This is a genomic window from Streptomyces inhibens (assembly GCF_022221585.1).
Lineage (GTDB): Bacteria > Actinomycetota > Actinomycetes > Streptomycetales > Streptomycetaceae > Streptomyces > Streptomyces inhibens.
Genome location: NZ_CP084681.1, coordinates 1,614,464 through 1,635,625, shown reverse-complemented (window position 1 = coordinate 1,635,625; position 21,162 = coordinate 1,614,464). Strand labels below are relative to the sequence as shown.

Here is a 21,162-nt window from a genome sequence, read left to right as displayed (position 1 = left end):
GCACCCGCCGAAGAACGTGGGAAGGGGAGGGCATTGGAAGAGCCACCGCAGAGTGGGACCATCCGGCGGTGACGGCCCCGACGCCACAGGGAGTCGAGGCCGTCACGCGCGGCATCCCGGAATGCAGGCAGCAGGCCGAGAGAACCTGCAGCGTCAGGAAGCGGGCTTGTCCCAGATGATCAGGACGTAGCCATTGCCACCGCGCTGCCCGTCTGTGCCGAACAGTCCGCCATGCCCGGCCTGCCCACTGCCCTCGGGGCGGCGGTTGATCCCCACCCCGCCGCGCCCACCCTTGCCGCCGTCGCCGCCCGTACCACCCATACCACCGGCGCCGCCCAGGCCCACGTTCGCCGGGGGTGCGATGTCGGTGTATTGGGGCTTGCCGCCCTGGCCGCCCGCGCCGCCGGCGGCACCCTTGCCGGGTTCACCGGCCTCTCCGCCCGGCTGACCCTGCAGGCCGATGCTGCCGTCGCCGCCGTGTGTGCCGACCGTGCCCTGGCTGCCGTTCTGGCCCTGACCGCCGACCCTGGAGTCGTAGCAGGCGCCCGTGACTCCCTCGCCGACGGTCCCGCAGGCCGCTCCGCCATCTGCGGGCTGGGCTTCGCCGCCACCGCCGGGCGCACCGGCGTCACCACCGCGGTAGCGGTAGGGGGGCTCCCAGACGCAGTTGCGCAAGGTATGGCCGGCGCAGCCGCCCTTGCCGCCGTGTCCGCCGGCGCCGGGATGGCCGGCGGAGCTGCCGTCGACGGAGAGCAGCCAGCGGCGGGACTCGATGTCGGTGATCTGGGAGCCGCCGCCGATGCCGCCCGCGCCGGGGCGGTAGGCGTCCTGCCCGGCCGTCCCGTTGTTGTCCTCGGAGCCCGCCCCGCCATGGCTGCCCACCCGGGCGGCGGTGCCGGCCTCTCCGCCCGTGCCAACAGCCACCTTCAGCTTCTGCCCGGGGTGCACCTTGACCCGGCCGACGGCGTAGCCGCCGCTGGAGCCGCCGTTGCCGCCCGCACCGCCGCCGCCCCCGCCACCGCCACCACCACCGGGATGCCGGGCGTTGGTGGCGAGGCTCACCTCGGTGCCGCCGCCACCGCCGCCACCACCGCCGGTGGAACCACCGGCGCCACCGGCGCCGGCACCCCACACGTACATGGTGATGGACTTGACACCGGCCGGCACGGTGAACTCGTGGTACCCCCAGTCGTTTGTGAACTCCGCACGGCAGGTCTTCTCCCCGCACGTCGTGCTGTCCGCCTGAGCGGGCGGCGACGCGGTGCACAGGCTGCCCGCCACCAAGGGCGCGACGAGCAAGGTTCGAAGCACATGACGAATCATGACCAACTACCTCGTTCCGTAGGCGAGTTCACTCCAGTCCAGCCAGTCAACAGCCAAGTGCGAGCCCCGCAGATCTCCTCCGCGCATCAACCACCCGAACGAGCGATGTGCACCACAAAGTGCTGGTCCTGGCGCGCCCGAGACCACGACCCGGGCACAGCCGTGCGTCCCGATGGCCGGTACGGGACCACACCGAAGTCAGCTCGAGTTCCGCCACGCGACCCGTCGGACAGGCCCTAGGCTCACGGCCGTACGCCGTCCCGGCAACTCCCCTCGGCAGTCCCGAGATTCACGAAAGGCCGCCCGTGCAGCCGACCACCTCGATACGCCGCGCGCTGATCGCCGCCGCCACCGCGACCGCCCTGTTCACCGGAGCCGGCGGGGCCGTCGCGGCGCCGGCCACCCCGCCTGCCGCGGCCACCGCCACCGCGCACTCCCCGTACGGCCAACTCCACCCGCTCGCCGCGCTGTCCGCGGAGCGGCTGGCCACCGGTGATCTGGTGGCCGCGGCGAAATGGGGCACCGGCAGTCCGATCGACGATCCGGCCCGTGAGCAGGAGGTGCTGAACGCGGTGGCGGAACAGGCCCGGCAGCTGGGCGCCGACCCGGAGGCGACGGTGCGGATCTTCCGGGACCAGATCGAGGCCAGCAAGATCGTTCAGCGTGGGCTGCACCGCGCCTGGGACGCGGACCCCGGCCGGGCGCCGACCGAGCGCCCCGATCTCGGCGAGGTGCGCAAGGAGATCAACCGCATCAACGGCGAGCTGGTGCGGGCCATCGCCGACTCCCCGGCCGCCCGCTCCGCGCCGTACTGCGCCCCGCTGCTGGCCGCGGCCGCCGCGCACGTACGGCACGAGCGGCACCTGGACGGCCTGCACACGGTGGCGCTGGCCCGCTCCCTGCGGTCGGTCTGCGCCGAAGCCTGACCCGGGGGCGCCCCGGCACCCCGCCCGTCCCGCGTGCCCGGCCCGCCGCCCGGCCCGTCCCGCGTGCCCGGCCCGTCCCGCCGCCCGGCCCGTCCCGCCGCCGGGCACGCGGGACCGGCTCACGCCTCCCGCTCGCCCGCCGCCACCGCCTTCGCCCAGCGGTAGTCCGCCTTGCCGCTGGGCGAACGCTGGATACGGTCGGTGAAGACGACGGCGCGCGGCACCTTGTAGCCCGCCAGGCGGGTCCGGCAGTGGACCTGGATGCCCTCCAGGTCCAACGGCCCGGCACCGGACCGCAGTTGGACCACGGCCGCGACGTGATGGCCCCACCGCTCGTCCGGCACCCCGGCCACCAGCGCGTCATACACATCCGGATGGGCCTTCAGCGCCTGCTCGACCTCCTCCGGATAGACCTTCTCCCCACCGGAGTTGATGCACTGCGAGCCCCGGCCGAGGACGGTGACGATGCCCTCCTCGTCGACGGTGGCCATATCGCCGAGCAGCACCCAACGGTCACCGTGCGCCTCGAAGAAGGTCTCGGCGGTCTTCTTCGGGTCGTTGTAGTAGCCCAGCGGGACGTGTCCGCGCAGTGCGAGACGGCCCACCTCGCCGGCCGGCACCAGCTCGTGCGTCACCGGATCCGCCACGGCCATACGGGAGTTGACGCGCAGCCGGAAGCCGTTGTCCGGGCCCGAGTCGTCGGTGGCGGTGCCGTTGAAGCCGGACTCGGAGGAGCCGAAGTTGTTGAGCAGCATGGCATGCGGCACCAGCGCGCTGAACTGGTCGCGTACGGTCTCGGAGAGGATCGCCCCGGAGCTGCTGACGCTGAACAGCGAGGAGCAGTCGGTGCCCTTGAGTGGCCCGCCGAGCGCATCGACGAGCGGGCGCAGCATCGCATCGCCGACCAGCGAGACGCTGGTGACCCGCTCCCGCTCGATGGTCCGCAGCACCTCCTCGGGCACGTACTTGCGGTGGATGACGACCTTCTGGCCGAAGTGGAAGGCGATGAACGCGGTGAGGGTGGAGGTGCCGTGCATCAGCGGGGGTGTGGGGAAGAAGACGATCCCCTCGCCGCCGGCCGCGACCCGCTCGGCCAGTTCCCGCGGCCGCTCCACCGGCTCGCCGGTCGGTGCGCCGCCGCCCATCCCGGAGAAGAAGAGGTCCTCGTGGCGCCACATCACGCCCTTGGGCATGCCGGTGGTGCCGCCGGTGTAGATGACGATCTGGTCGTCGGCGGAGCGCGGGCCGAATCCGCGCGCGGGTGACCCGGCGGCCTCGGCGTCCGCGAGCGCGACGGGCGCGATCCGCGGTTCGGGGGCGCCGGCGGGCGGGGTGCCGACCCGTACGAGATGACGCAGCCCGGGCGTGTGGGGGAGGGCGGCGGCCACCCGCGCGGTGAACTCCGCGTCGTAGATCAGCGCCACCAGGTCGGCGTCCCGGTAGAGGTAGACCAACTCCTCTTCCACATAGCGGTAGTTGACATTGACCGGTACGGCGCGGATCTTCAGGCAGGCGTAGAGGGCCTGGAGATATTCGATGCCGTTGTAGAGGTGCAGTCCGACGTGGTGGCCGGGGCCGATACCGCGCTCGCCGAGGTGATGGGCGAGGCGGTTGGCGGCGCGGTCCAGTTCGGCGTAGGTCAGCCGCCGTTCGGCGCCGGAGCCCGGGTGGTCGAGGTACACCAGCGCCTCGCGGTCGGGAACCGTGTCGACGATCGACTCGAAGAGGTCGGCAAGGTTGTACTCCACGTCTCCTCCAGACCGGGCGGGCGTCGGCTTGGCGGTCATTAGAGCGCCGTGGCGAGGAGCAGGGAAGGGCCACGGCCAAGAAATCTGACTGTCTGTCAGAAAAGCCTTGAAGTCGCTGTGCGGCTACTGCAACCTGTTCTACGTCTTGAGACGGGAGGACGGAATGGGTGGTACGGAACATCTGACCGTGGAGCGCGTCGGCGCGACACTGGTGCTCACCCTCAACCGGCCGGAGGCGAAGAACGCGCTCTCGCTGCCGATGCTGGTGGGCCTGTACGACGGCTGGGTCGCCGCCGACGAGGACGATGGGATCCGCTCCATCGTCCTCACCGGCGCCGGCGGCACCTTCTGCGCCGGAATGGACCTCAAGGCCCTCGCGGGCGACGGGATGGCCGGCGAGCGGTACCGCGACCGGCTGCGCGCCGACCCCGACCTGCACTGGAAGGCGATGCTGCGGCACCACCGCCCCCGCAAGCCCGTGATCGCCGCCGTCGAGGGCCACTGCGTCGCCGGCGGTACGGAGATCCTCCAGGGCGCCGACATCCGCGTCGCCGGCGAGAGCGCCACCTTCGGGCTCTTCGAGGTCAGACGCGGGCTGTTCCCGATCGGCGGTTCCACCGTCCGCCTCGCCCGCCAGATCCCGCGCACCCACGCCCTGGAAATGCTGCTCACCGGCCGGCCCTACCCGGCGCCCGAGGCAGCGCGCATCGGACTGATCGGCCATGTCGTGCCCGACGGCGGCGCGCTGGAGAAGGCCCTGGAGATCGCCGAACAGATCAACGGCTGCGGACCGCTCGCCGTCGAGGCCGTCAAGGCCTCCGTCTACGAGACCGCCGAGATGACCGAGGCCGACGGGCTCAAGGCCGAACTCGCCCGCGGCTGGCCCGTCTTCGACACCGCCGACGCCAAAGAGGGCTCCCGGGCCTTCGCGGAGAAGCGCCCACCCGTCTACCGGCGCGCCTGACCCAAGGAGTCCCGCATGCCAGAGGTCCGCACGGCGCCCCTCGTCGTGGAATTCCCCTTCACCCGCTCGCTCGGCCCCGTCCAGAGCGCCTTCCTCACCGGGCTGCGCGAGCGCACCGTCCTCGGGGTCCGGGGGAGCGACGGCCGAGTGGTGGTCCCGCCCGCCGAATACGACCCGGTCACCGCCGAGGAGATCCGCGAGCTGGTCCGGGTCGGCGCGAGCGGCACCGTCACCACCTGGGCCTGGAACCCGGCGCCACGCCGCGGCCAGCCGCTCGCCACCCCCTTCGCCTGGGTGCTGGTCCGCCTCGACGGCGCCGACACCGCACTGCTGCACGCACTGGACGCACCCGGCGCCGACGCCGTACACACCGGTATGCGGGTCCGTGTCCGCTGGGCCGCGGAGCGCACCGGCGCGATCACCGACATCGCCTGCTTCGAACCGGAGCGGAGCGAACCGGAGCGCAGCACCGGCAACGGCCACCAACCCGCTCCGCACAGCGGCGAGTTCGCCGACGCGGTCACCGGTATCACCGCCCCCGCCCGGCTCGACTACACCTACTCGCCCGGCCGCGCCCAGTCCCGCTATATCGACGCGCTCGCCGACCGCAGGACCATCGGCGAGCGCTGCCCGTCCTGCCGCAAGGTGTATGTCCCGCCCCGCGGCGCCTGCCCCACCTGCGGCGTCGCCACCGACGCCCAGGTCGAGGTCGGCCCCCGCGGCACCGTCACCACCTTCTGCATCGTCAACATCAAGGCGCGGCATACGGCGAATCTCGATATCGAGGTCCCCTACGTCTACGCCCATATCGCCCTGGACGGCGCCGACCTGGCCCTGCACGCACGCATCGGCGGCATCCCGTACGACCAGGTCCGGATGGGCCTGCGCGTCGAACCCGTATGGACCGACGACGGCCGCTTCCCCGACCACTACCGCCCCACCGGCGAACCCGACGCCGACTACGACAGCTACAAGGAGCTGATCTGATGCGCGAGGTCGCCATCGTCGCCTTCGGGCAGAGCGATCACGTCCGCGACAGCGCGGAGACCTCCGAGGTCGAGATGCTGATGCCGGTACTCCACGACGTCCTGGCACAGACCGGCCTCAAGGCCCGGGACATCGATTTCACCTGCTCCGGCTCCTCCGACTACCTCGCAGGCCGCGCCTTCTCCTTCACCATGGCCCTGGACGGCGTCGGCGCCTGGCCGCCGATCTCCGAATCCCATGTCGAGATGGACGGCGCCTGGGCGCTGTACGAGGCCTGGGTGAAGATCCTCACCGGCGAGGCGGAGACCGCACTGGTCTACGCGTACGGCAAATCCTCGCCCGGTGACGTCCGCGAGGTCCTCACCCGCCAGCTCGACCCGTACTACGTGGCCCCGCTGTGGCCCGACTCCGTCGCGCTCGCCGCCCTCCAGGCCCGCGCCCTGATCGACGCCGGCCTGACCGACGAGCGCGAACTGGCCGGTATCGCGTCCCGCAGCCGCACCGCCGCCGAAGCCAATCCGCACGCCCAACTGCGCGGCCCCGTGCCGGCCGGCGAGCACCTCGTCGCCCCGCTGCGCACCGGTGACTGCCCGCCCGTCGGCGACGGCGCGGCCGCCGTCATCCTCGCCGCCGGCGACACCGCCCGCCGGCTGACCGCCCGCCCCGCCTGGATCCGCGGCCTCGACCACCGCATCGAGGCCCACAGCCTGGGCGTCCGCGACCTCACCGACTCACCGTCCACCCGGCTCGCCGCGGAACGCGCCGGAGCCTTCGAACGGCCCCTGGACATTGCCGAGTTGCACGCCCCCTTCACCTCCCAGGAGGTCGTACTGCGCCGCGCACTGAAACTCGACGCCCCGGGCAGCACGGTCCGGATCAACCCGTCCGGCGGCGCACTGGCCGCCAACCCCGTCATGGCCGCCGGACTGATCCGGCTCGGCGAGGCCGCCGCCCGTATCCAGCGGGGCGCATCGGACCGCGCCCTCGCGCACGCCACCTCGGGGCCGTGCCTGCAGCAGAACCTGGTCGCCGTCCTGGAGGGGGAGTCATGAACAAGGCTGCGACAGCGAAGGAGTGCGTGGCCGTCGTCGGCATCGGCCAGACCAAACACGTCGCCGCCCGCCACGATGTCTCCATCGCCGGACTCGTCCGCGAGGCGGCCCGACGAGCCCTGGACGACGCCCAGTTGACCTGGGCGGACATCGACGCCGTGGTGATCGGCAAGGCCCCCGACTTCTTCGAGGGCGTGATGATGCCCGAGCTGTACCTCGCCGACGCCCTGGGCGCCGTCGGCAAACCGATGCTGCGGGTGCACACCGCAGGCTCGGTCGGCGGCTCCACCGCCCTGGTCGCCACCAACCTGGTCGCCGCCCGGGTCCACCGCACCGTCCTCACCCTCGCCTTCGAGAAGCAGTCCGAGTCCAACGCCATGTGGGGCCTGTCCCTGCCGATCCCCTTCCAGCAGCCCCTGCTCGCCGGCGCCGGCGGCTTCTTCGCCCCGCACGTCCGCGCGTACATGCGCCGCACCGGCGCCCCCGACACCGTCGGCTCCCTCGTCGCCTACAAGGACCGCCGCAACGCCCTCAGGAACCCCTATGCGCACCTCCACGAGAAGGACATCACCCTGGAAAAGGTCCAGGCCTCACCGATGCTCTGGGACCCGATCCGCTACTCCGAGACCTGCCCCTCCTCCGACGGCGCCTGCGCGATGATCCTCACCGACCGCGCCGGGGCCGCGCGCTCGCCGCACCCGCCGGCCTGGGTGCACGGCGGGGCGATGCGCAGCGAACCCACCCTCTTCGCCGGCAAGGACTTCGTCTCCCCGCAGGCCGGCAAGGACTGCGCCGCCGATGTCTACCGGCAGGCGGGCATCACCGACCCGCGCCGGCAGATCGACGCGGTGGAGATGTATGTCCCCTTCAGCTGGTACGAGCCGATGTGGCTGGAGAACCTGGGCTTCGCCGACGAGGGCGAGGGCTGGAAGCTCACCGAGGCCGGCGTCACCGAACTCGACGGCGACCTCCCGGTCAACCCGTCGGGCGGGGTGCTGTCCACCAACCCCATCGGCGCCTCCGGCATGATCCGCTTCGCGGAGGCCGCCCTCCAGGTACGCGGCCGAGCCGGCGACCACCAGATCGACGGAGCCCGCCGGGCCCTGGGGCACGCCTACGGCGGCGGCGCCCAGTTCTTCTCGATGTGGCTGGTCGGCGCCGACTCCCCGGCCGCCTGACACCCCTCGGGGGCGGGTGCGCCCGGGCGGCGCGCCCCTCCCCGAGCCACCACTCCACCGCCTCGCCACGTCCTCTGTCCGTCCCCGGACACAGTGGTTAGGCTGACCGCGGACGACGAACCGGGAGGAGCGGGGAACGTGGCCGACAGCATGACCGAGGAGCGGCTCGCGGGCGGGCCCAGGCCCGAACTCGACCTGACGCAGGCCGAGTGGCAGTCGAGCAGCCAGGGCGTGGGCGACGTCCAGATCGCCTTCGTCGAGGGCTATATCGCCATGCGCAACCGCCGCAGCCCGGAGATCCCGGCGGTGATCTTCTCCCCGGCGGAGTGGCGCGCGTTCGTGCTGGATGCCCGGGACGGCGAGTTCGACCTTACGTAGCCGAGTCCGGCAGCGGTCGGCCGGTGCCGCAGGGCCCGCCGCTCGCCTGCGCCCGCGGCACGCCGACCGGTGTGCTCGTGGCCGGAGCCGAGGTGGCCGGCGGATCCGCTCCGCCGGTCACGTGAGCACGACACACCCCCTCTCCCGCAGCTCCCGGACCGTCGCCGCCGTGTCCTCCACGGTGTTCCAGCGCAGGTCCAGCTTCTCCAGCGACGGCAGCCGCACGATCCACGGCGGCACCTCCTCGATCCGGTTGCCGCGCAGATCGATCCGGCGCAGCAGCGGCAGCGCGCGCAGCGCCTCGGGGACGTGGGGCAGGGCGTTCTCCCGCAGCTCCAGCACCCGCAGCTCGCACAGCGCCCCGGCGCTCTCGGGCAGCCCGGTCAGCGCATTGCCGCCCAGCCACAGCTCCCGCAGCCGGCCGAGCCGCCCGATGGACTCCGGCAGCGCGGTCAACTCCGCTTTCTGCGCCCGCAGTTCGACCAGCCCTGCCATCTTGCCGAGCGCCGCCGGCAGTCGGCCGAGCGGATTCTCGCCGACGTTGAGATAGCCCAGCCGGTCCAGCCTGCCGAGCGTGTCCGGCAGCTCGGTGAGCCGGTTGTCGTGCAGATAGAGATAGCGGGTCAGCCCCGCGAGCCCGCCGATCTCGTCGGGCACCGATGCCAGAGCGTTGTGGCCGAGGTCCAGAGTGTGCACCGCGCGCAGCCGGCCGAGCGCCGCCGGGATCTCGGTCAGGGCGTTGTCGGCGAGGATCAGCACCTCCCAGTCCTCGCGCCGCCAGATCTCGGGCGGCAGTGAACTCAGGCCCGCCTTCCAGAAGTTGAGGGTACGAGGCGTGGTGAGCACGGGTGCGGTGTCCTTCCGTGAGCGGTGTCGGAGGCCGGCGGGGTTCGCTACGGCCAGTCGAGCAGCTCGGGCAGCGGGGCCTTCGCCCCCGACCGACGGCAGTCGAGTGGCTGGTGCGGCGCACGCCCGGCCATCCAGGCGGCGAGATCGGTGAGCGGGCCGCGGACGGTCACCGCCTGCGCGGCACCGGATCCGTAGTGCCGCGTGAGCGTGCCGTCGGTGGCCTCCAGCGCGAGGTGCAGATCCTTCGGTGCGCGCGGCGCCAGGTGGTCCAGGAGGTGGCGGCACAGCTCCCGCGGCCAGTCCCGTGGTCCGTGGCCGATCTTGGCGTCCGCCGTATGGATCTCCAACTCCCGCCACCAGCACAGCAACGCGGTGCGCAGATCACCGTCGCGGTAGCGCACCGGGCGCGACCAGTCGGCCGGACCGACCGCCGCCCAGGCCGCCGACGCCTCGGTCAGCGCGGCCCGTACGGCGTGCCCGAGCGCCGCCGCATCGCGCACCGCACCGGCCTCGATCCCGGCCGCGCGCGCCGGGCGGCCGCCGTCGTACGGCTCGATCAGCTCACCGCGCAGCGCATAGCGGGCCTGCCGGGCCATGGCCAGCCCGATGCCCTCGATATGGGAGAGGACATGGGCGCGCGACCAGCCGGGCAGCGCGCTCGGCTCACGCACCTGGGCGTCGGTGAGCGCGGGCAGCAGGGCACGCAGCCGCCGCTGACCCGCCTCGACCTCGGCCCGTACCTCCTCGACAGGCAGTGCCCGCTCCGTCGTCATGCCCACAGCAACCCCTTCGTCCGGTGATCGATGGCGCGGCGGTGGGCCGGCCGGGTGTGTTGGATCGAACGTGGGCGGCTCGCCCGCGAAGACCGGGAGGCCGCACGGCAGTTGACGTGGCTCGGCCATGCCGCCCCCGGAGGTGTTAATGGCTAATCGCGACGTTACCATTAGCTCCATGACCGCAACACGGCTCGCACTGGATCTCGCCGTCACCATCCGCCACGACGGCCACGGCGGCGTCGCCGACGACCTCGCCGATACGGCCGGCCTCGCGGTATGGCTGCACGAGCGGGCCGCCCTGCTGGACTGCGCCACCGACCCGGTCATCCCGGACCAGGCGCTGCACACCGCAGTACGGGAGCTGCGGGCCGCCGTCCGGTCGCTGTTCGCGCGCGCCGTCCGGCCGGGACCACCCAGCTCCGCCGACGCCCACCGGCTGCTCCCGGAGGGCGAGGCGATCCGCCGGCTGAACGCCGCCGCGGCCCTGGCCCCCACCGCACCGCAGCTCAGCTGGGACCCCGGTGCGCCGCCCGAGCTGCGGCTGCACCCGGCCGGCTCCCCACCCGCCGCCGACCGGATCGTCGCCGCGCTGGCCCGCGCCGCCATCGCCTTCCTCGACGGCCCCGACCGCGCGCTGCTGCGGGCCTGCCCGGCCCCGCGCTGTGTGCGCTACTTCGTCAAGGACCACGCCCGCCAGGAGTGGTGCACCCCCTCCTGCGGCAACCGCGCCCGGGTCGCCCGCCACCACGAACGACGCCGGGAAGGGCGGGACGGCGCACCGTAGGGTGGGCCGCATGACGGGCGAACGCGATCTTCAGGTCCTGCTGAGCGACATGCGACCCGAGCTGAACGAGGGCCGCTATGTGTTTACGACCGTGCCCGGGGCTCTCCCCGAGGGCCTGACGCCGGTCGTCACCGTCGCCGAGCCCGAAGGCCACACCCTCGTCGTCCGTCAGGAAGAGGCCGACCGGGCGGGCCTGGCGTACGACTATGTCGCCGGCTGGATCACCCTGCGGGTGCACTCCGCGCTGGACGCCGTCGGGCTGACCGCCGCCGTCGCCACCGCACTCGCACAGGCCGGCCTCAGCTGCAATGTCGTCGCCGGCTTCCACCACGATCACCTCTTCGTGCCGTACGACGCCGCCGACGAGGCGCTGCGCCTCCTCGGTGCGCCGGCCGGCCGGGCCTGAGAAGCGGCAACAGGGCGGCCGGCGGCTTCGCCCACCGGGTGACGCTTACCTCGACGTCCGCGCGGCGAGCCCGGCCGGGCCACGTACGATGGCGGCATGTCCTTCCTCCGCCGCCGCAGCGCAGCCACGCCCGCCGGGCCTGACTTCGACGTCCTCGCCATGGACCCGGGGGACTGGCCGGGCAATCTCGGAGCCGGGCTGCTGCCCGCGCCCGACGGGAGCTGCCAGGGCGTCTTCCTCCGCTACGACCTCTTCGGCGGCCGCGGCCCCGCGATGATCATCGGCAATCTGCCGGAGGGCTCCCCGGCCCGTGACCTCGACGACGACGAGGTGCCCTTCGAGGTGGCCCAGCTGCTCGCGGCGCTCGGCAACGACGAGCCGGTGACGGTCGTCGAGAGCGAGGACACCCCGGTGATGCACGACGACAACCTGCTGATCGTCAAGCGCATCAAGTGCTCCGAGGGCCGGATCTCCTGCGCCCAGTTCGACCGCAACGACGGCGTGCTGGTCACCATCGCCAGCTGGGACCGGCCGATCACCGACGACCTCTACGCCCTGCTCAAGCCGCTGCCGGCGGAGCTCTTCCAGCAGGGCTGAGCCCGGAGCAGACGCCGGAGCGGACATGCCTCGCGCCCGGTGGACGGATCGCCGTCCACCGGGCGCGAGGTGTTCACCCGACCGCCGGGCGAGCGGAGCCAGGGCCCGCCCTACGAATCCGATTGCCGTACGTCGACGTCGGCCGCCCGCACAAAGCCGACCCGGTGCCCGAGCTGGACCTCGTAGTAGACGTCCGCGCCGCGCACGATCGCATGCTTGGAGACGTCGAAGGTCGGGGCGTAGAAGAACTCGCCCGTCATCCGGCCCCCGACGGCGTACGCCTGGCCGGCGGTGAGCTTGTACGGCAGCGGGGAGACCGTCTGGTACGGCACACCGGCCGGATAGGCCTCCTTCTCCGGGTACGCGCGGCCGTAGACCGGGATCTCCTCCCGGCCCGCCTTCGGGGTGGCGATCAGCCCCTTGGCGTTCACCGCCGTCGGTTCGTCGTGCGGATTGTGGAACCACGCCATCTGGCCGAGGTACCAGATCGCCGTCCAGTCGCCGGACCGGCCCGCCACCGCGAACCGCTGGCCCGTCGTGGCGCGGGCACCGGTGTCGTTCACGCCGTCCGTCGAGTCACTGCCGTTCGGATGCAGCCCGACGTCCTTGACCAGTGGTGCGTTCTCATCCGGCGCGCTGTACAGCCGCACCGCCGTGGAACCGTGCGGCGCGCAGGTGTCACCGGCCTTCTCACAGCTGGTGTAGAGCGGCTTGTTCTCGTCGTAGTCGGGGAGGATGGTGACCAGCCCGCCGTGCGACCCCGCCGTGCGGTGGAACGGCTTGCCCAGCAGGGAGAAGTAGTGCGCCCAGTCCCAGAACGGGCCGGGGTCGGTGTGCATACCGGGGATCGTGGGCGTCGTCGTGCCGGGCACATTGTCGTGGCCCAGGATGTGCTGCCGGTCCAGCGGCACGTCGTACTTGCGGCTCAGATACTTCACCAGGCGGGCCGAAGTGCGGTACATCGCCTCCGTGTACCAGGCGTCCGGTGCGGCGAGGAAGCCCTCGTGCTCGATGCCGATGGAGTGCGAGTTGATGTACCAGTTGCCGGCGTGCCAGGCGACGTCCTTGGTCGGCACATGCTGGGCGATCAAGCCGTCCGAGGAGCGGATCGTGTAGTGCCAGGACACATACTTCGGGTCCTTGATCAGCTTCAGGGTGACGTCCCAGGACCCCTCGGTGTCATGGATGATGATGGCGTTGACCTTCTGGTCCTTGGGGCGGTCCGCCAGATCGTGGTTGCCGTAGTCGTTGCCGTCGAACTCCTCGTACGGCGCCGGGACCGACTCGCAGGCGACGTTCCAGGGGCACTCCAGCGCGCGCCCGGCGCCCGGCGCGGCCGCCCGGGTGGCGGGACCGCCGAGACGTTTCTGCTGTGCGGTGTCGGGAGCCGGCGTGGGCGTGGCGGCCAGCGTGACCCGCTGCCCCGCGTCGGTCGTGCGCGCCTGGCCCTGGCGCATCACCGCAAACACCTCGTCCGCGAACGCCTTACCGCCGCGCGCACTGTCCTGGCCGCCGTAGCGCGCCACCGCCGCGTACCACTTGGCCGGATCCGCGTCGGCGGCCAGCCCCAGCTCGCGCTGCTCCGCCGCGAGCAGCGCCGCCCCACCGAGCACATTCGCCGCCGGGTCCGTGCGCAGCTTCTCGGCCGGCAGACCGGTCAGCCGCGCGGCCGTGTCCAACGTACGCAGCCGGGCGGGGAGTTCGGCCGGCAGCGCGGCCCGCTCCGCCGCGTCGGCCGGCACCCGCTTACGGGCGCGTGCGCCGTCACCGCGGGCATCCTCGTGGCCCTCGCTGAACTCCGGCGCCCGCGCCAGGGCCGTGCGGGCGTCGGTCAGATGCATCGGACCGTAGCCCCCGGAGACGCTGGGCGCGCCGCCGTGGCCGTCCCAGCGGGACTCCAGATACGAGACGCCGAGCAGCACACTGCGCGGCACATGGAAACGGGCGGCGGCATCGGTGAAGGCGCGCTGCAGATCGTCCGTCCGGGGCTGCCCGGCGCTCGCGGACGGTGCTCCCGCGAGCGGCAGCAGCAGCACCGCCGCCGCGACGGCGGTGGCGGATCTGCGCAGGGCGGGGCGGTGGATTCTCTTCTCGTCTTCCGGGGCGGATCCTCGCAAAACAACCTCCTCGAACCGGCCCGAGCCGGAGCGGTGTGACGGTTGGTGCGCAAACGGCCGTACGGGGGCGGGAACCGAAAGACTAGAGCCCCTGCGACCCTAGAGCTATACGTTTGCCGACGGTCCGTCAATCACCATCTCGGGTCGGGATTTCGCATGTCAGGGCATCTCGAGAGGAGCCTTCCCGGAGCGGTTGCCGGGCCTGCGAGGCGTCAGTGGAATGGACCAATGGCCAGGGCTCGGACGGCGGTGGCCACGGACGGGCCGGCGACGGAGTCGAGCGGGGGCAGGACGGTGCACATGGGTGAGCGGCGCGCCCCGTACCCGGGCGCGCCGCTCACAATTCCCCCTCGGCGGTCAGCGGGTGCCGACCGCCGCCCGTACCGCACGCCGCGCCATCTGGCAGTCGTCGTGCAGCCGGCGCAGGAGCAGCCGCTGCTCCTCGCCCGCCGCGGGGACCCCGGGTTGTCCCGGACCCGGTGTCCCCGTCGGCGTGGGCTCGCGCATGGTCCGTTGGACCGCGGTTTCGTAACGTCGGATCTCGCGGGTGAGCACCAGCATCAGATTCACCAGGAAGGCGTCCCGCGAGGCCGGCCCGGCATTCTGGGCGAGCTGGCTGATCTGCCGGCGGGCCACCGGGGCGTCACCGAGCACCGACCACAGCGTCGCCAGGTCGTAGCCCGGCAGATACCAGCCCGCGTTGTCCCAGTCCAGCAGCACCGGACCCGCGGGGGACAGCAGCACATTGTTCAGCAGTGCGTCACCGTGGCAGAACTGGCCCTGGGTGTGCGAGAGGCCGTGCAGCAGCTTCTGCAGATCGCCCAGGTCCCGGTCGGTGAGCAGCCCCAGGTCGTGATAGCGGCCGATCCGGCCCGCGTAGTCCAGCGGCGCGTCGAACAGACCCGCCGGCGGGCGCCAGACATTGATCCGGCAGATCGCGCCGAGCGCGGCCCGTACGTCCGCGCGGGGAGGCGCCTCGGACGGATGCCGGGTCATGGCGGCGACCCGGCCGGGCATCCGCTCCACGATCAGCGTGCAGTTGTCGGGGTCGGCCGCCACGAGCCGCGGCACCCGTACCGGCGGGCGATGCCGGACGAATGCGCGGTATGCACTTATTTCCTGCCGGAACCTTTCCGCCCACGCGGGGGAGTGGTCCAGTAAACACTTGGCGACCGCGGTCATACGGCCTGTGGTGCCTACCAGGAGGACGGACTTACCGCTGCGCCGCAGCACCTGGACCGGATTGAACTCCGGACAGATGCGGTGCACCGAGGCAACGGCGGCGCGCAGCTGAGCGCCCTGGGGGCCGGACAAGTCGAGTCTCCCGCTGAGCGGTTGGGTGCCCGTCCCCTGTGCCCGCCGGGTACGGCCGCCGGGGAGTCCGGTCACCGCCCCCGCGGAAGGAGAGGGAGCAAGATACGGCCCGCTTCCGGTGGGGTGCGGGCGGTACGGCCGGGTGGGGGCGGTCACGGAGGACGATGCTGCATACATGGGTGAGACAGATCCCTTCGTGCGCCGACGAGTTGCGTGCGCTCCCCGGCCCGGTGGAGGGAACCCGTGAACGGGCCCCGTGCAGGAGGCCGATCCAGGGTCCCTGTGAAGGGCGCGCACCCTGGGGAATGCGGTCCCGCCACCGGGCCGGGGGCGGCATATCTACAGAACACGCGGCTGCGGGTGGCAGACCATCTGGCGCACCCTGGCGAACCCTGGCGAATGGTCGCAGCCCATGTCACGGCCGGTTACTGTCAACTCAGTCGAGGAACCTGGGGGCTTGACGTGGACAGAGAGCCGAACACCCGTCTCGCGGACCTTTTCGGCCTGGCCGGCTGGTCCAAAGGAGAACTGGCGAGACTGGTCAACCGGCAGGCGGCGGCCATGGGCCATCCGCAGCTGGCGACCGACACCTCGCGCGTGCGGCGCTGGATCGATATGGGGGAGAGTCCCCGGGATCCGGTGCCCAAGGTCCTGGCTTCCCTGTTCACCGAGCGCCTCGGCCGTGTCGTAACCATCGAGGACCTCGGGTTCGCAAGAACCGGTCGCTCGGGGAAGCGGCAGGCCATGGACGGTCTGCCGTGGGCTCCCGAACGGACCGCTGCGGTCCTCACGGAATTCACGGGAATGGACCTCATGCTCAACCGACGCGGCTTGGTGGGTGCGGGCGCTGCGCTCGCCGCGGGCTCCGCACTCACCGGCGCCATGCACGACTGGCTGCACACCGACCCGGCCCCCGCCCCACGCCACGACAACCCGTTCGCTTCCGACGACTCCTTCGACGAATTCGACCAGATCGGCCTCGACCGCTACGAGGCGGCCCCCGTGGGGTCGCAGGAGATCGATGCGCTGGAGCGCTCGGTCGAGGTGTTCCGCGCCTGGGACGCGGCCCGCGGCGGCGGGCTGCAGCGCAAGGCCGTGGTGGGCCAGCTCAACGAGGTGGGTGGCATGCTCGCCTATCGCCACCCCGACCATCTGCAGCGCAGGCTGTGGGGGGTGGCCGCCAATCTGGCGGTGCTGGCCGGCTGGATGTCCCATGACGTGGGCCTGGAGCCGACCGCCCAGAAGTACTTCATCATCGCCGCCCATGCGGCGCGCGAGGGCGGCGACCGCCCGCGCGCCGGGGAGGCGCTCTCCCGCGCCGCCCGTCAGATGGTCCATCTGGGCCGCCCCGACGACGCGCTGGACCTGATGACGCTGGCCAAGTCCGGCTCCGGCGAGGAAACCCTGCCGCGCACCCGCGCCATGCTGCACACCATCGAGGCCTGGGCGCAGGCGTCCAAGGGCCATGGCCAGGCGATGCGCCGGACCCTGGGCGAGGCGGAGGAGCTCTTCATCTCGGACAAGGGCGATGTACCGCCGCCGTGCTGGATGCAGATGTTCGACGAGGCGGATCTGCACGGTATGCAGGCGCTGGCCTTCCGTACCCTGGCCGACCACGACCCAGCGGCTGCCAGGATCGCCCAGCACCACGCCAAACAGGCGCTGAGACTGCGGGAGAACGGCCGCCAGCGGTCGCAGATCTTCGACTACATCTCGATGGCGTCGGCCTGCTTCATCGGCGACGACCCCGAACAGGCCGACCGCTACGCCAGGCTGGCGCTGGTGTCCATCGGTGAGAACTCCTCCCATCGCACCTGGGACCGGCTCCGTGAAATGTTCCGGCTCACCGGGCAGTACGCGAACTACGCCAAGATCCAGGACCTGCGCGAGGAGATCCAGCATGTCCTGCCGAAGGCGAAGCCCAAGGCCAAGGGGGTACGGCTCAGCCCAGGGCTCGGATCGGGACTCGGGGACACTTTCTCGGTCTGACCTGACGTCCGGCCTGGCGTCTGATCGGGCTGACCGGTCTGATGCCGATCCGGTTTCGAGGTCTGGTTTCGACGCCCTGCTTCGCGGTCCAACTACCGGGCCTGAAGCGGGATGTGGCACCTATATGACGGTGCGTCATTCGGTCCGCACGAGGCAACGTGTGCCTGGCCAGGCGTCATGGCCAGATCTGCCGTCTCATCTATTGACTGACGATCCCTCACCCGATGCCATCGGGGCGACCGGCTTCGGAATCGCCGGTCCGCCCTCAGCTGCCGCGGTGTGTGTCAGTCGCCGACCCTGGCGATCAGCACACATGCGTCGTCCTCGCGCTCGGCGCTGCCGAACTCCTCGACGACGATACGGACGCTGTCCTGCGCACTGCGGGCCGCGGCGAACCGCGGTGCCAGGGCGAGGAGCCGCTCGGCACCCTCGTGGGCGGTGTCCGCGCCCTGCGTACGGCGTGGCACCAGTCCGTCGGTGTACAGCACGAGCAGGTCACCGGCTTCCAGTTGCTCGGTGCGCTGGGTGTATGCCGCACCCGAAGTCGCCCCGAGGAGTACGCCCTCGGGCGGGTCCAGCGCGCGCCCCGTGCCGCCGCGGAAGAGCAGCGGTGCGGGGTGCCCCGCCTGGGCCCACTCCAGCATGCGGGTATCGGGGTCGAACCGGCCGCACACCGCGCTGCCGAGCGCCGGCTGGGCGGCGGTGTCCAGCAGCTGGTTGAGGAAGCCCATCAGGGGAGCGGGCCGCTGTCCCGCGACCGCCATACCGCGCAGCGCGCCGAGCACCATCGCCATGCCCGAGGTCGCGGTGACGCCGTGTCCGGTGAGATCGCCGACGCTCAACAGCGTGCTGCCGTCAGGGAGTTGCAGCGCGTCGTACCAGTCGCCGCCGATCAGTGCGCGGGTGCCGGACGGCAGATAGCGCCCGGCGAGATCGAGGGCGACCCTGCCACCCTGCGGGAACCGCAGGGAGCCGCGCCACGGCGGTAGCACGGCCTCCTGCAGCTCGACCGCAAGCCGGTGCTCGGTCTGCGCGATCTGCCGCTCGCGGTGCAGCGAGTCACGGGTCTCGCGTACCGTCTGCTGGCTGCGGCGCAGCTCGCTGACGTCCCGCAGCACGGCCCACATGCATGCGGTGCTGCCGTCGGCGTCGAGCACCGGCTCGCCCACCATGTGCACCGTGCGCAGACTCGCGTCCGGACGCACGATGCGGAACTCGCCGTCGATCGGCCGGCCGTCCACCAGGCAGTCGGTGACCATCGTGGCCAGACCCTCCTGGTCCTCGGCGTGGACCAGGGACGGCAGCTCGTCAAGGGTCAGCGGGTCGTCGGCGGGGGACCGGCCGAACATCGCGAAGAGTTCGTCGGACCAGCTGACCTCGTCGGTGAGCAGATTCCACTCGGCGCTGCCGACCCGGCGCAGCAGCGCACCGCGCTCGCGCGGCTCGGGCTCCGGCGGGGCGGCCGGCAGCTCGGCCTCCGGCGCGAGGTCGTCCTCGCTCTGGGCGGGCAGGCCCTCTCTCAGCTGGTCGAGATGGCCCCCGAGGTCGTCGAGGTGGTGCACGGCGAGATCGCACAGCGCCCGCTGCCAGCGCAGCTGCGGGTCGATGGCGAGGTCGGTGTCCACCGCGGACTCCCGGCGCACCGCGTCGAGACCGCCGCGCAGGCGGCGAGCCTGCGTGATGAGTGCCTCGACCGTGTCGCGCTCGGGGGGCCGGTCGGCTGGGTGATCCGCGAAGAGAGGGGACGGCATGACGTACTCCGTGATCAGGCGGCGCCGGGCTGAAGGGCCGGTAACGACTGTTGCACAGGCTGCGACCGTCCGTAAGGGATTTGGCACTACCCGATACGGTGGTGCATCCGGCATATGCCAGCGGCCTTCGGTGGCAACCCCGGGGCGAATCTGCGGAATGACAGCTTCCAGGCTAGGCTTCGGCCGCCGTACAGCAGGCGTTTCCGCCGATCCATGGTGGGAACGAGGCATACGGCCCGCAGTCACCGGCAAGAATGCCGGTCAGCGGAAATCCCGTTGCCAGCCCGTCCCCCGCACCGGATGCTGACCTCATGTTCGATCCAGACATAGCGCCCAGTGGCACCCTGCTCGGCCTCCTTCAGCGAGGCCGCGGCGACGGGACGCTGCATGCCCTCGCGGCGCCGCGGGCCGAGGCGCTCGCGGCACTCAACGACAGTGTGCTGCGCGACCCCCGACGCGACTGGCAGGTCGAGAACCGCTCGCTCTACTACGCGCGCCTCTACATGCAGCTCGACGGCGGGCTCGAGGAGATCGAACGCCACCTCTTCCACCCCGACGACCTCGTCGACGCGGGGGAGGAGCGCACCGGCCTCGCGCTCGCGGTGCTGGGCCACCTCGCCGCGTACGGCAGGGACGCCGCCCGGCTGCTGCTGCGCAGCTACGCCGCGGCGGGCAGCAACTGGCGCTGGGCCCTGGACGAGCTCGCTCTGCGTGACGACGACGCCGGGCTGATGAGCCTCGCCCCCGCCGTCCTGGCCCGCTTCCCCGAGACCGAGCAGGGCGATGCCGAGCTGGCCGCCGCCGTCCGTGACGCCTTCGAGCCGCGGCCCTGGCGGCTGTGGGCCGAGGACGCCCGTTACGGCGCACGACTGGCTGCCGCCGGTGAGCAGGGCTCCTTCGACCGCTGGCAGCGACAGCTGCGGCCGCGCGGGCCGCGCCCCGGCTGGAGCGTGGCCGAGGTCCTGGAGTGGGCCCAGCAGGGCCTGGACCTGGAGCCCGCGGAGCACCGGCACCTCGCCGCCGCCCGCTGCCTGGCCGCCGTCGTCGGCCCCGAGGACCGCCCCGAGCTGCTGCGCGCCGCGCGCAGCGGACCGGACGCGGCGCGCGCCGCCGTGCTCCACCACCTCGCCGAGCGCGGCGATCCGGACGTCCTCGACCTGATCGAGGCCGCGGCCGTCGACCCCTTCTCCTCCGAGCAGCTGGCCTCCGCCGCGCTCGCCTCCTTCGAACGGATGCGCAGTGTGGCCGCCGTCGAGCGGGCCCGTGTCTGGGCGCGTCGCACGGACCGGCTGGGCGTGTCCGCCGCCGCGGTGCTCGCCCGCCGCGGTGGTCGGCGCGATGCCGAGCTGGTGCTGGCCGCGCTGCGCAGAACCGTCCGCGAGGACGGTCCGGACGCGGACGGCCTGTGGGAGCTGGTCGACGGCGCCGGCCGCCTCGGCGTCGCCTGCGCCGCCCCCGTCCTGCGGCACATCTACCGCGAGACGTCCTCCTCCCAGCTCCGCGGCCGGGCCGCCGGTGCGCTCGCCGCCACCGACCCCGGTTTCGCGGCCGGCTTCGCCGTCGAGTGCCTGTGGGACTGTGAGGAGACCACCCGGGAACTGGCCGCCCGGCACGCCGCCACCGGCGACGACCGGGTCGTCGAGCAGCTCCGCCGGCTGGCCGCCGACCCGGCCGAGGAGGACGAGGTCCAGACGGCCGTGCGCAGCAGATTCGGGCCGGACGCCTCGGCGGTGTGAGACCGGGGCGTCAAGGGGCGGCCGGTCCGCTCACTCCTCGGCGAACGACATCCCCTGGGCCGCCAGCGCATCACGCAGGAGGCCCAGCGCCTTGGGTCCCATCCCGTGCAGCTGCCGCAGCTCCGCCTCGCTGGCCCCGGCCAGCTGCGACAGCCGCAGATAGCCCGCCCGCTCCAGTGCCCTGCGTGCCGGGGCGCCGATCTGCGGGGGAATGCCGTCCGAGGGCTCGCCCGTCTCCGCGTCGTCCGCCGTCACTGGGCTCTCCTCGTCGTCCGCTCGCCGTCAGG

The 21,162-nt window shown here is 72.4% G+C and carries 19 protein-coding genes; 11 read left to right on the top strand and 8 right to left on the bottom strand.

The features are described from left to right. Window positions 1–153 precede the first annotated feature (153 nt). Window positions 154–1,311, bottom strand: coding sequence for a hypothetical protein (locus KI385_RS07630; protein WP_238571450.1), 1,158 nt, complete (start codon window positions 1,309–1,311; stop codon window positions 154–156). 317 nt (window positions 1,312–1,628) lie between these two features. Between KI385_RS07630 and KI385_RS07625 the strand changes: the two genes are divergently transcribed. Then, on the top strand, window positions 1,629–2,249 hold the full coding sequence (locus KI385_RS07625; protein WP_238571449.1) for a chorismate mutase: 621 nt from the start codon (window positions 1,629–1,631) through the stop codon (window positions 2,247–2,249). Between the two features lie 119 nt (window positions 2,250–2,368). Here KI385_RS07625 and KI385_RS07620 read toward each other — a convergent pair whose 3' ends face one another. Then, on the bottom strand, window positions 2,369–3,997 hold the full coding sequence (locus KI385_RS07620) for an acyl-CoA synthetase (protein ID WP_238571448.1): 1,629 nt from the start codon (window positions 3,995–3,997) through the stop codon (window positions 2,369–2,371). 163 nt (window positions 3,998–4,160) lie between these two features. On the opposite strand from KI385_RS07620, the gene KI385_RS07615 reads away from it, so the two are divergent. The 5 genes from KI385_RS07615 to KI385_RS07595 all read left to right on the top strand — a co-directional run bounded on the left by KI385_RS07615 (window position 4,161) and on the right by KI385_RS07595 (window position 8,556). After that, on the top strand, window positions 4,161–4,961 hold the full coding sequence (locus KI385_RS07615; RefSeq protein WP_238571447.1) for a crotonase/enoyl-CoA hydratase family protein: 801 nt from the start codon (window positions 4,161–4,163) through the stop codon (window positions 4,959–4,961). 15 nt (window positions 4,962–4,976) lie between these two features. Next, window positions 4,977–5,948 (top strand): Zn-ribbon domain-containing OB-fold protein, encoded by a 972-nt coding sequence (locus KI385_RS07610; RefSeq protein WP_238571446.1) that lies wholly within the window; start codon window positions 4,977–4,979, stop codon window positions 5,946–5,948. After that, complete coding sequence (locus KI385_RS07605) at window positions 5,948–7,000, top strand: thiolase domain-containing protein (protein WP_238571445.1); 1,053 nt, start codon at window positions 5,948–5,950, stop codon at window positions 6,998–7,000. The genes KI385_RS07610 and KI385_RS07605 overlap by 1 nt, the downstream gene beginning before the upstream one ends. Continuing rightward, entirely contained in the window at window positions 6,997–8,178 is a 1,182-nt protein-coding gene (locus tag KI385_RS07600) for a thiolase domain-containing protein (RefSeq protein ID WP_238571444.1), read from the top strand. Before KI385_RS07605 ends, KI385_RS07600 begins: the two co-directional genes overlap by 4 nt. Window positions 8,179–8,316: 138 nt before the next feature. Further along, entirely contained in the window at window positions 8,317–8,556 is a 240-nt protein-coding gene (locus KI385_RS07595; protein WP_128508322.1) for a DUF397 domain-containing protein, read from the top strand. A gap of 117 nt (window positions 8,557–8,673) precedes the next feature. Here KI385_RS07595 and KI385_RS07590 read toward each other — a convergent pair whose 3' ends face one another. Together KI385_RS07590 and KI385_RS07585 are read right to left on the bottom strand one after the other, a co-directional pair. Next, a complete protein-coding gene (locus KI385_RS07590; RefSeq protein WP_238571443.1) occupies window positions 8,674–9,402 on the bottom strand; it encodes a leucine-rich repeat domain-containing protein in 729 nt (242 codons plus the stop codon). A gap of 47 nt (window positions 9,403–9,449) precedes the next feature. Beyond that, the gene (locus tag KI385_RS07585) at window positions 9,450–10,178 is read right to left on the bottom strand and encodes a maleylpyruvate isomerase family mycothiol-dependent enzyme (RefSeq protein WP_238571442.1); all 729 of its coding nucleotides are present in this window, start codon (window positions 10,176–10,178) and stop codon (window positions 9,450–9,452) included. Between the two features lie 178 nt (window positions 10,179–10,356). On the opposite strand from KI385_RS07585, the gene KI385_RS07580 reads away from it, so the two are divergent. From KI385_RS07580 to KI385_RS07570, 3 genes are all read left to right on the top strand, one after another. Beyond that, complete coding sequence (locus KI385_RS07580) at window positions 10,357–10,965, top strand: CGNR zinc finger domain-containing protein (RefSeq protein ID WP_238571441.1); 609 nt, start codon at window positions 10,357–10,359, stop codon at window positions 10,963–10,965. 10 nt (window positions 10,966–10,975) lie between these two features. After that, window positions 10,976–11,371, top strand: a complete 396-nt coding sequence (locus tag KI385_RS07575; RefSeq protein ID WP_238571440.1) for an ACT domain-containing protein — start codon at window positions 10,976–10,978, stop codon at window positions 11,369–11,371. Between the two features lie 96 nt (window positions 11,372–11,467). Next, on the top strand, window positions 11,468–11,968 hold the full coding sequence (locus KI385_RS07570; RefSeq protein WP_128508318.1) for a hypothetical protein: 501 nt from the start codon (window positions 11,468–11,470) through the stop codon (window positions 11,966–11,968). A gap of 110 nt (window positions 11,969–12,078) precedes the next feature. Here KI385_RS07570 and KI385_RS07565 read toward each other — a convergent pair whose 3' ends face one another. Both KI385_RS07565 and KI385_RS07560 read right to left on the bottom strand, forming a co-directional pair. Beyond that, window positions 12,079–14,085: an N-acetylmuramoyl-L-alanine amidase gene (locus KI385_RS07565; RefSeq protein ID WP_238571439.1), complete on the bottom strand. Its 2,007-nt coding sequence runs from the start codon at window positions 14,083–14,085 to the stop codon at window positions 12,079–12,081. A gap of 357 nt (window positions 14,086–14,442) precedes the next feature. Then, window positions 14,443–15,576, bottom strand: coding sequence for an aminoglycoside phosphotransferase family protein (locus tag KI385_RS07560; RefSeq protein WP_238571438.1), 1,134 nt, complete (start codon window positions 15,574–15,576; stop codon window positions 14,443–14,445). A gap of 285 nt (window positions 15,577–15,861) precedes the next feature. Between KI385_RS07560 and KI385_RS07555 the strand changes: the two genes are divergently transcribed. Further along, window positions 15,862–17,388, top strand: coding sequence for a DNA-binding protein NsdB (locus KI385_RS07555; RefSeq protein ID WP_238571437.1), 1,527 nt, complete (start codon window positions 15,862–15,864; stop codon window positions 17,386–17,388). A 284-nt stretch (window positions 17,389–17,672) separates the two neighbouring features. Here the strand turns inward: KI385_RS07555 and KI385_RS07550 are convergent, their stop codons facing one another. Beyond that, window positions 17,673–19,139: a PP2C family protein-serine/threonine phosphatase gene (locus KI385_RS07550; RefSeq protein ID WP_238571436.1), complete on the bottom strand. Its 1,467-nt coding sequence runs from the start codon at window positions 19,137–19,139 to the stop codon at window positions 17,673–17,675. Between the two features lie 311 nt (window positions 19,140–19,450). On the opposite strand from KI385_RS07550, the gene KI385_RS07545 reads away from it, so the two are divergent. Then, a complete protein-coding gene (locus tag KI385_RS07545) occupies window positions 19,451–20,875 on the top strand; it encodes a HEAT repeat domain-containing protein (RefSeq protein ID WP_238571435.1) in 1,425 nt (474 codons plus the stop codon). A 30-nt stretch (window positions 20,876–20,905) separates the two neighbouring features. Here KI385_RS07545 and KI385_RS07540 read toward each other — a convergent pair whose 3' ends face one another. Next, a complete protein-coding gene (locus KI385_RS07540) occupies window positions 20,906–21,130 on the bottom strand; it encodes a helix-hairpin-helix domain-containing protein (RefSeq protein ID WP_238571434.1) in 225 nt (74 codons plus the stop codon). Window positions 21,131–21,162 lie beyond the last annotated feature (32 nt).

Coding starts and splice junctions, on each gene's coding strand:
- KI385_RS07580 (WP_238571441.1), top strand. CDS start 10,357: ATGACCGCAACACGGCTCGCACTGGATCTCGCCGTCACCATCCGCCAC.
- KI385_RS07610 (WP_238571446.1), top strand. CDS start 4,977: ATGCCAGAGGTCCGCACGGCGCCCCTCGTCGTGGAATTCCCCTTCACC.
- KI385_RS07550 (WP_238571436.1), bottom strand. CDS start 19,139: ATGCCGTCCCCTCTCTTCGCGGATCACCCAGCCGACCGGCCCCCCGAG.
- KI385_RS07585 (WP_238571442.1), bottom strand. CDS start 10,178: ATGACGACGGAGCGGGCACTGCCTGTCGAGGAGGTACGGGCCGAGGTC.
- KI385_RS07575 (WP_238571440.1), top strand. CDS start 10,976: ATGACGGGCGAACGCGATCTTCAGGTCCTGCTGAGCGACATGCGACCC.
- KI385_RS07605 (WP_238571445.1), top strand. CDS start 5,948: ATGCGCGAGGTCGCCATCGTCGCCTTCGGGCAGAGCGATCACGTCCGC.
- KI385_RS07570 (WP_128508318.1), top strand. CDS start 11,468: ATGTCCTTCCTCCGCCGCCGCAGCGCAGCCACGCCCGCCGGGCCTGAC.
- KI385_RS07545 (WP_238571435.1), top strand. CDS start 19,451: ATGTTCGATCCAGACATAGCGCCCAGTGGCACCCTGCTCGGCCTCCTT.
- KI385_RS07560 (WP_238571438.1), bottom strand. CDS start 15,576: ATGTATGCAGCATCGTCCTCCGTGACCGCCCCCACCCGGCCGTACCGC.
- KI385_RS07600 (WP_238571444.1), top strand. CDS start 6,997: ATGAACAAGGCTGCGACAGCGAAGGAGTGCGTGGCCGTCGTCGGCATC.
- KI385_RS07615 (WP_238571447.1), top strand. CDS start 4,161: ATGGGTGGTACGGAACATCTGACCGTGGAGCGCGTCGGCGCGACACTG.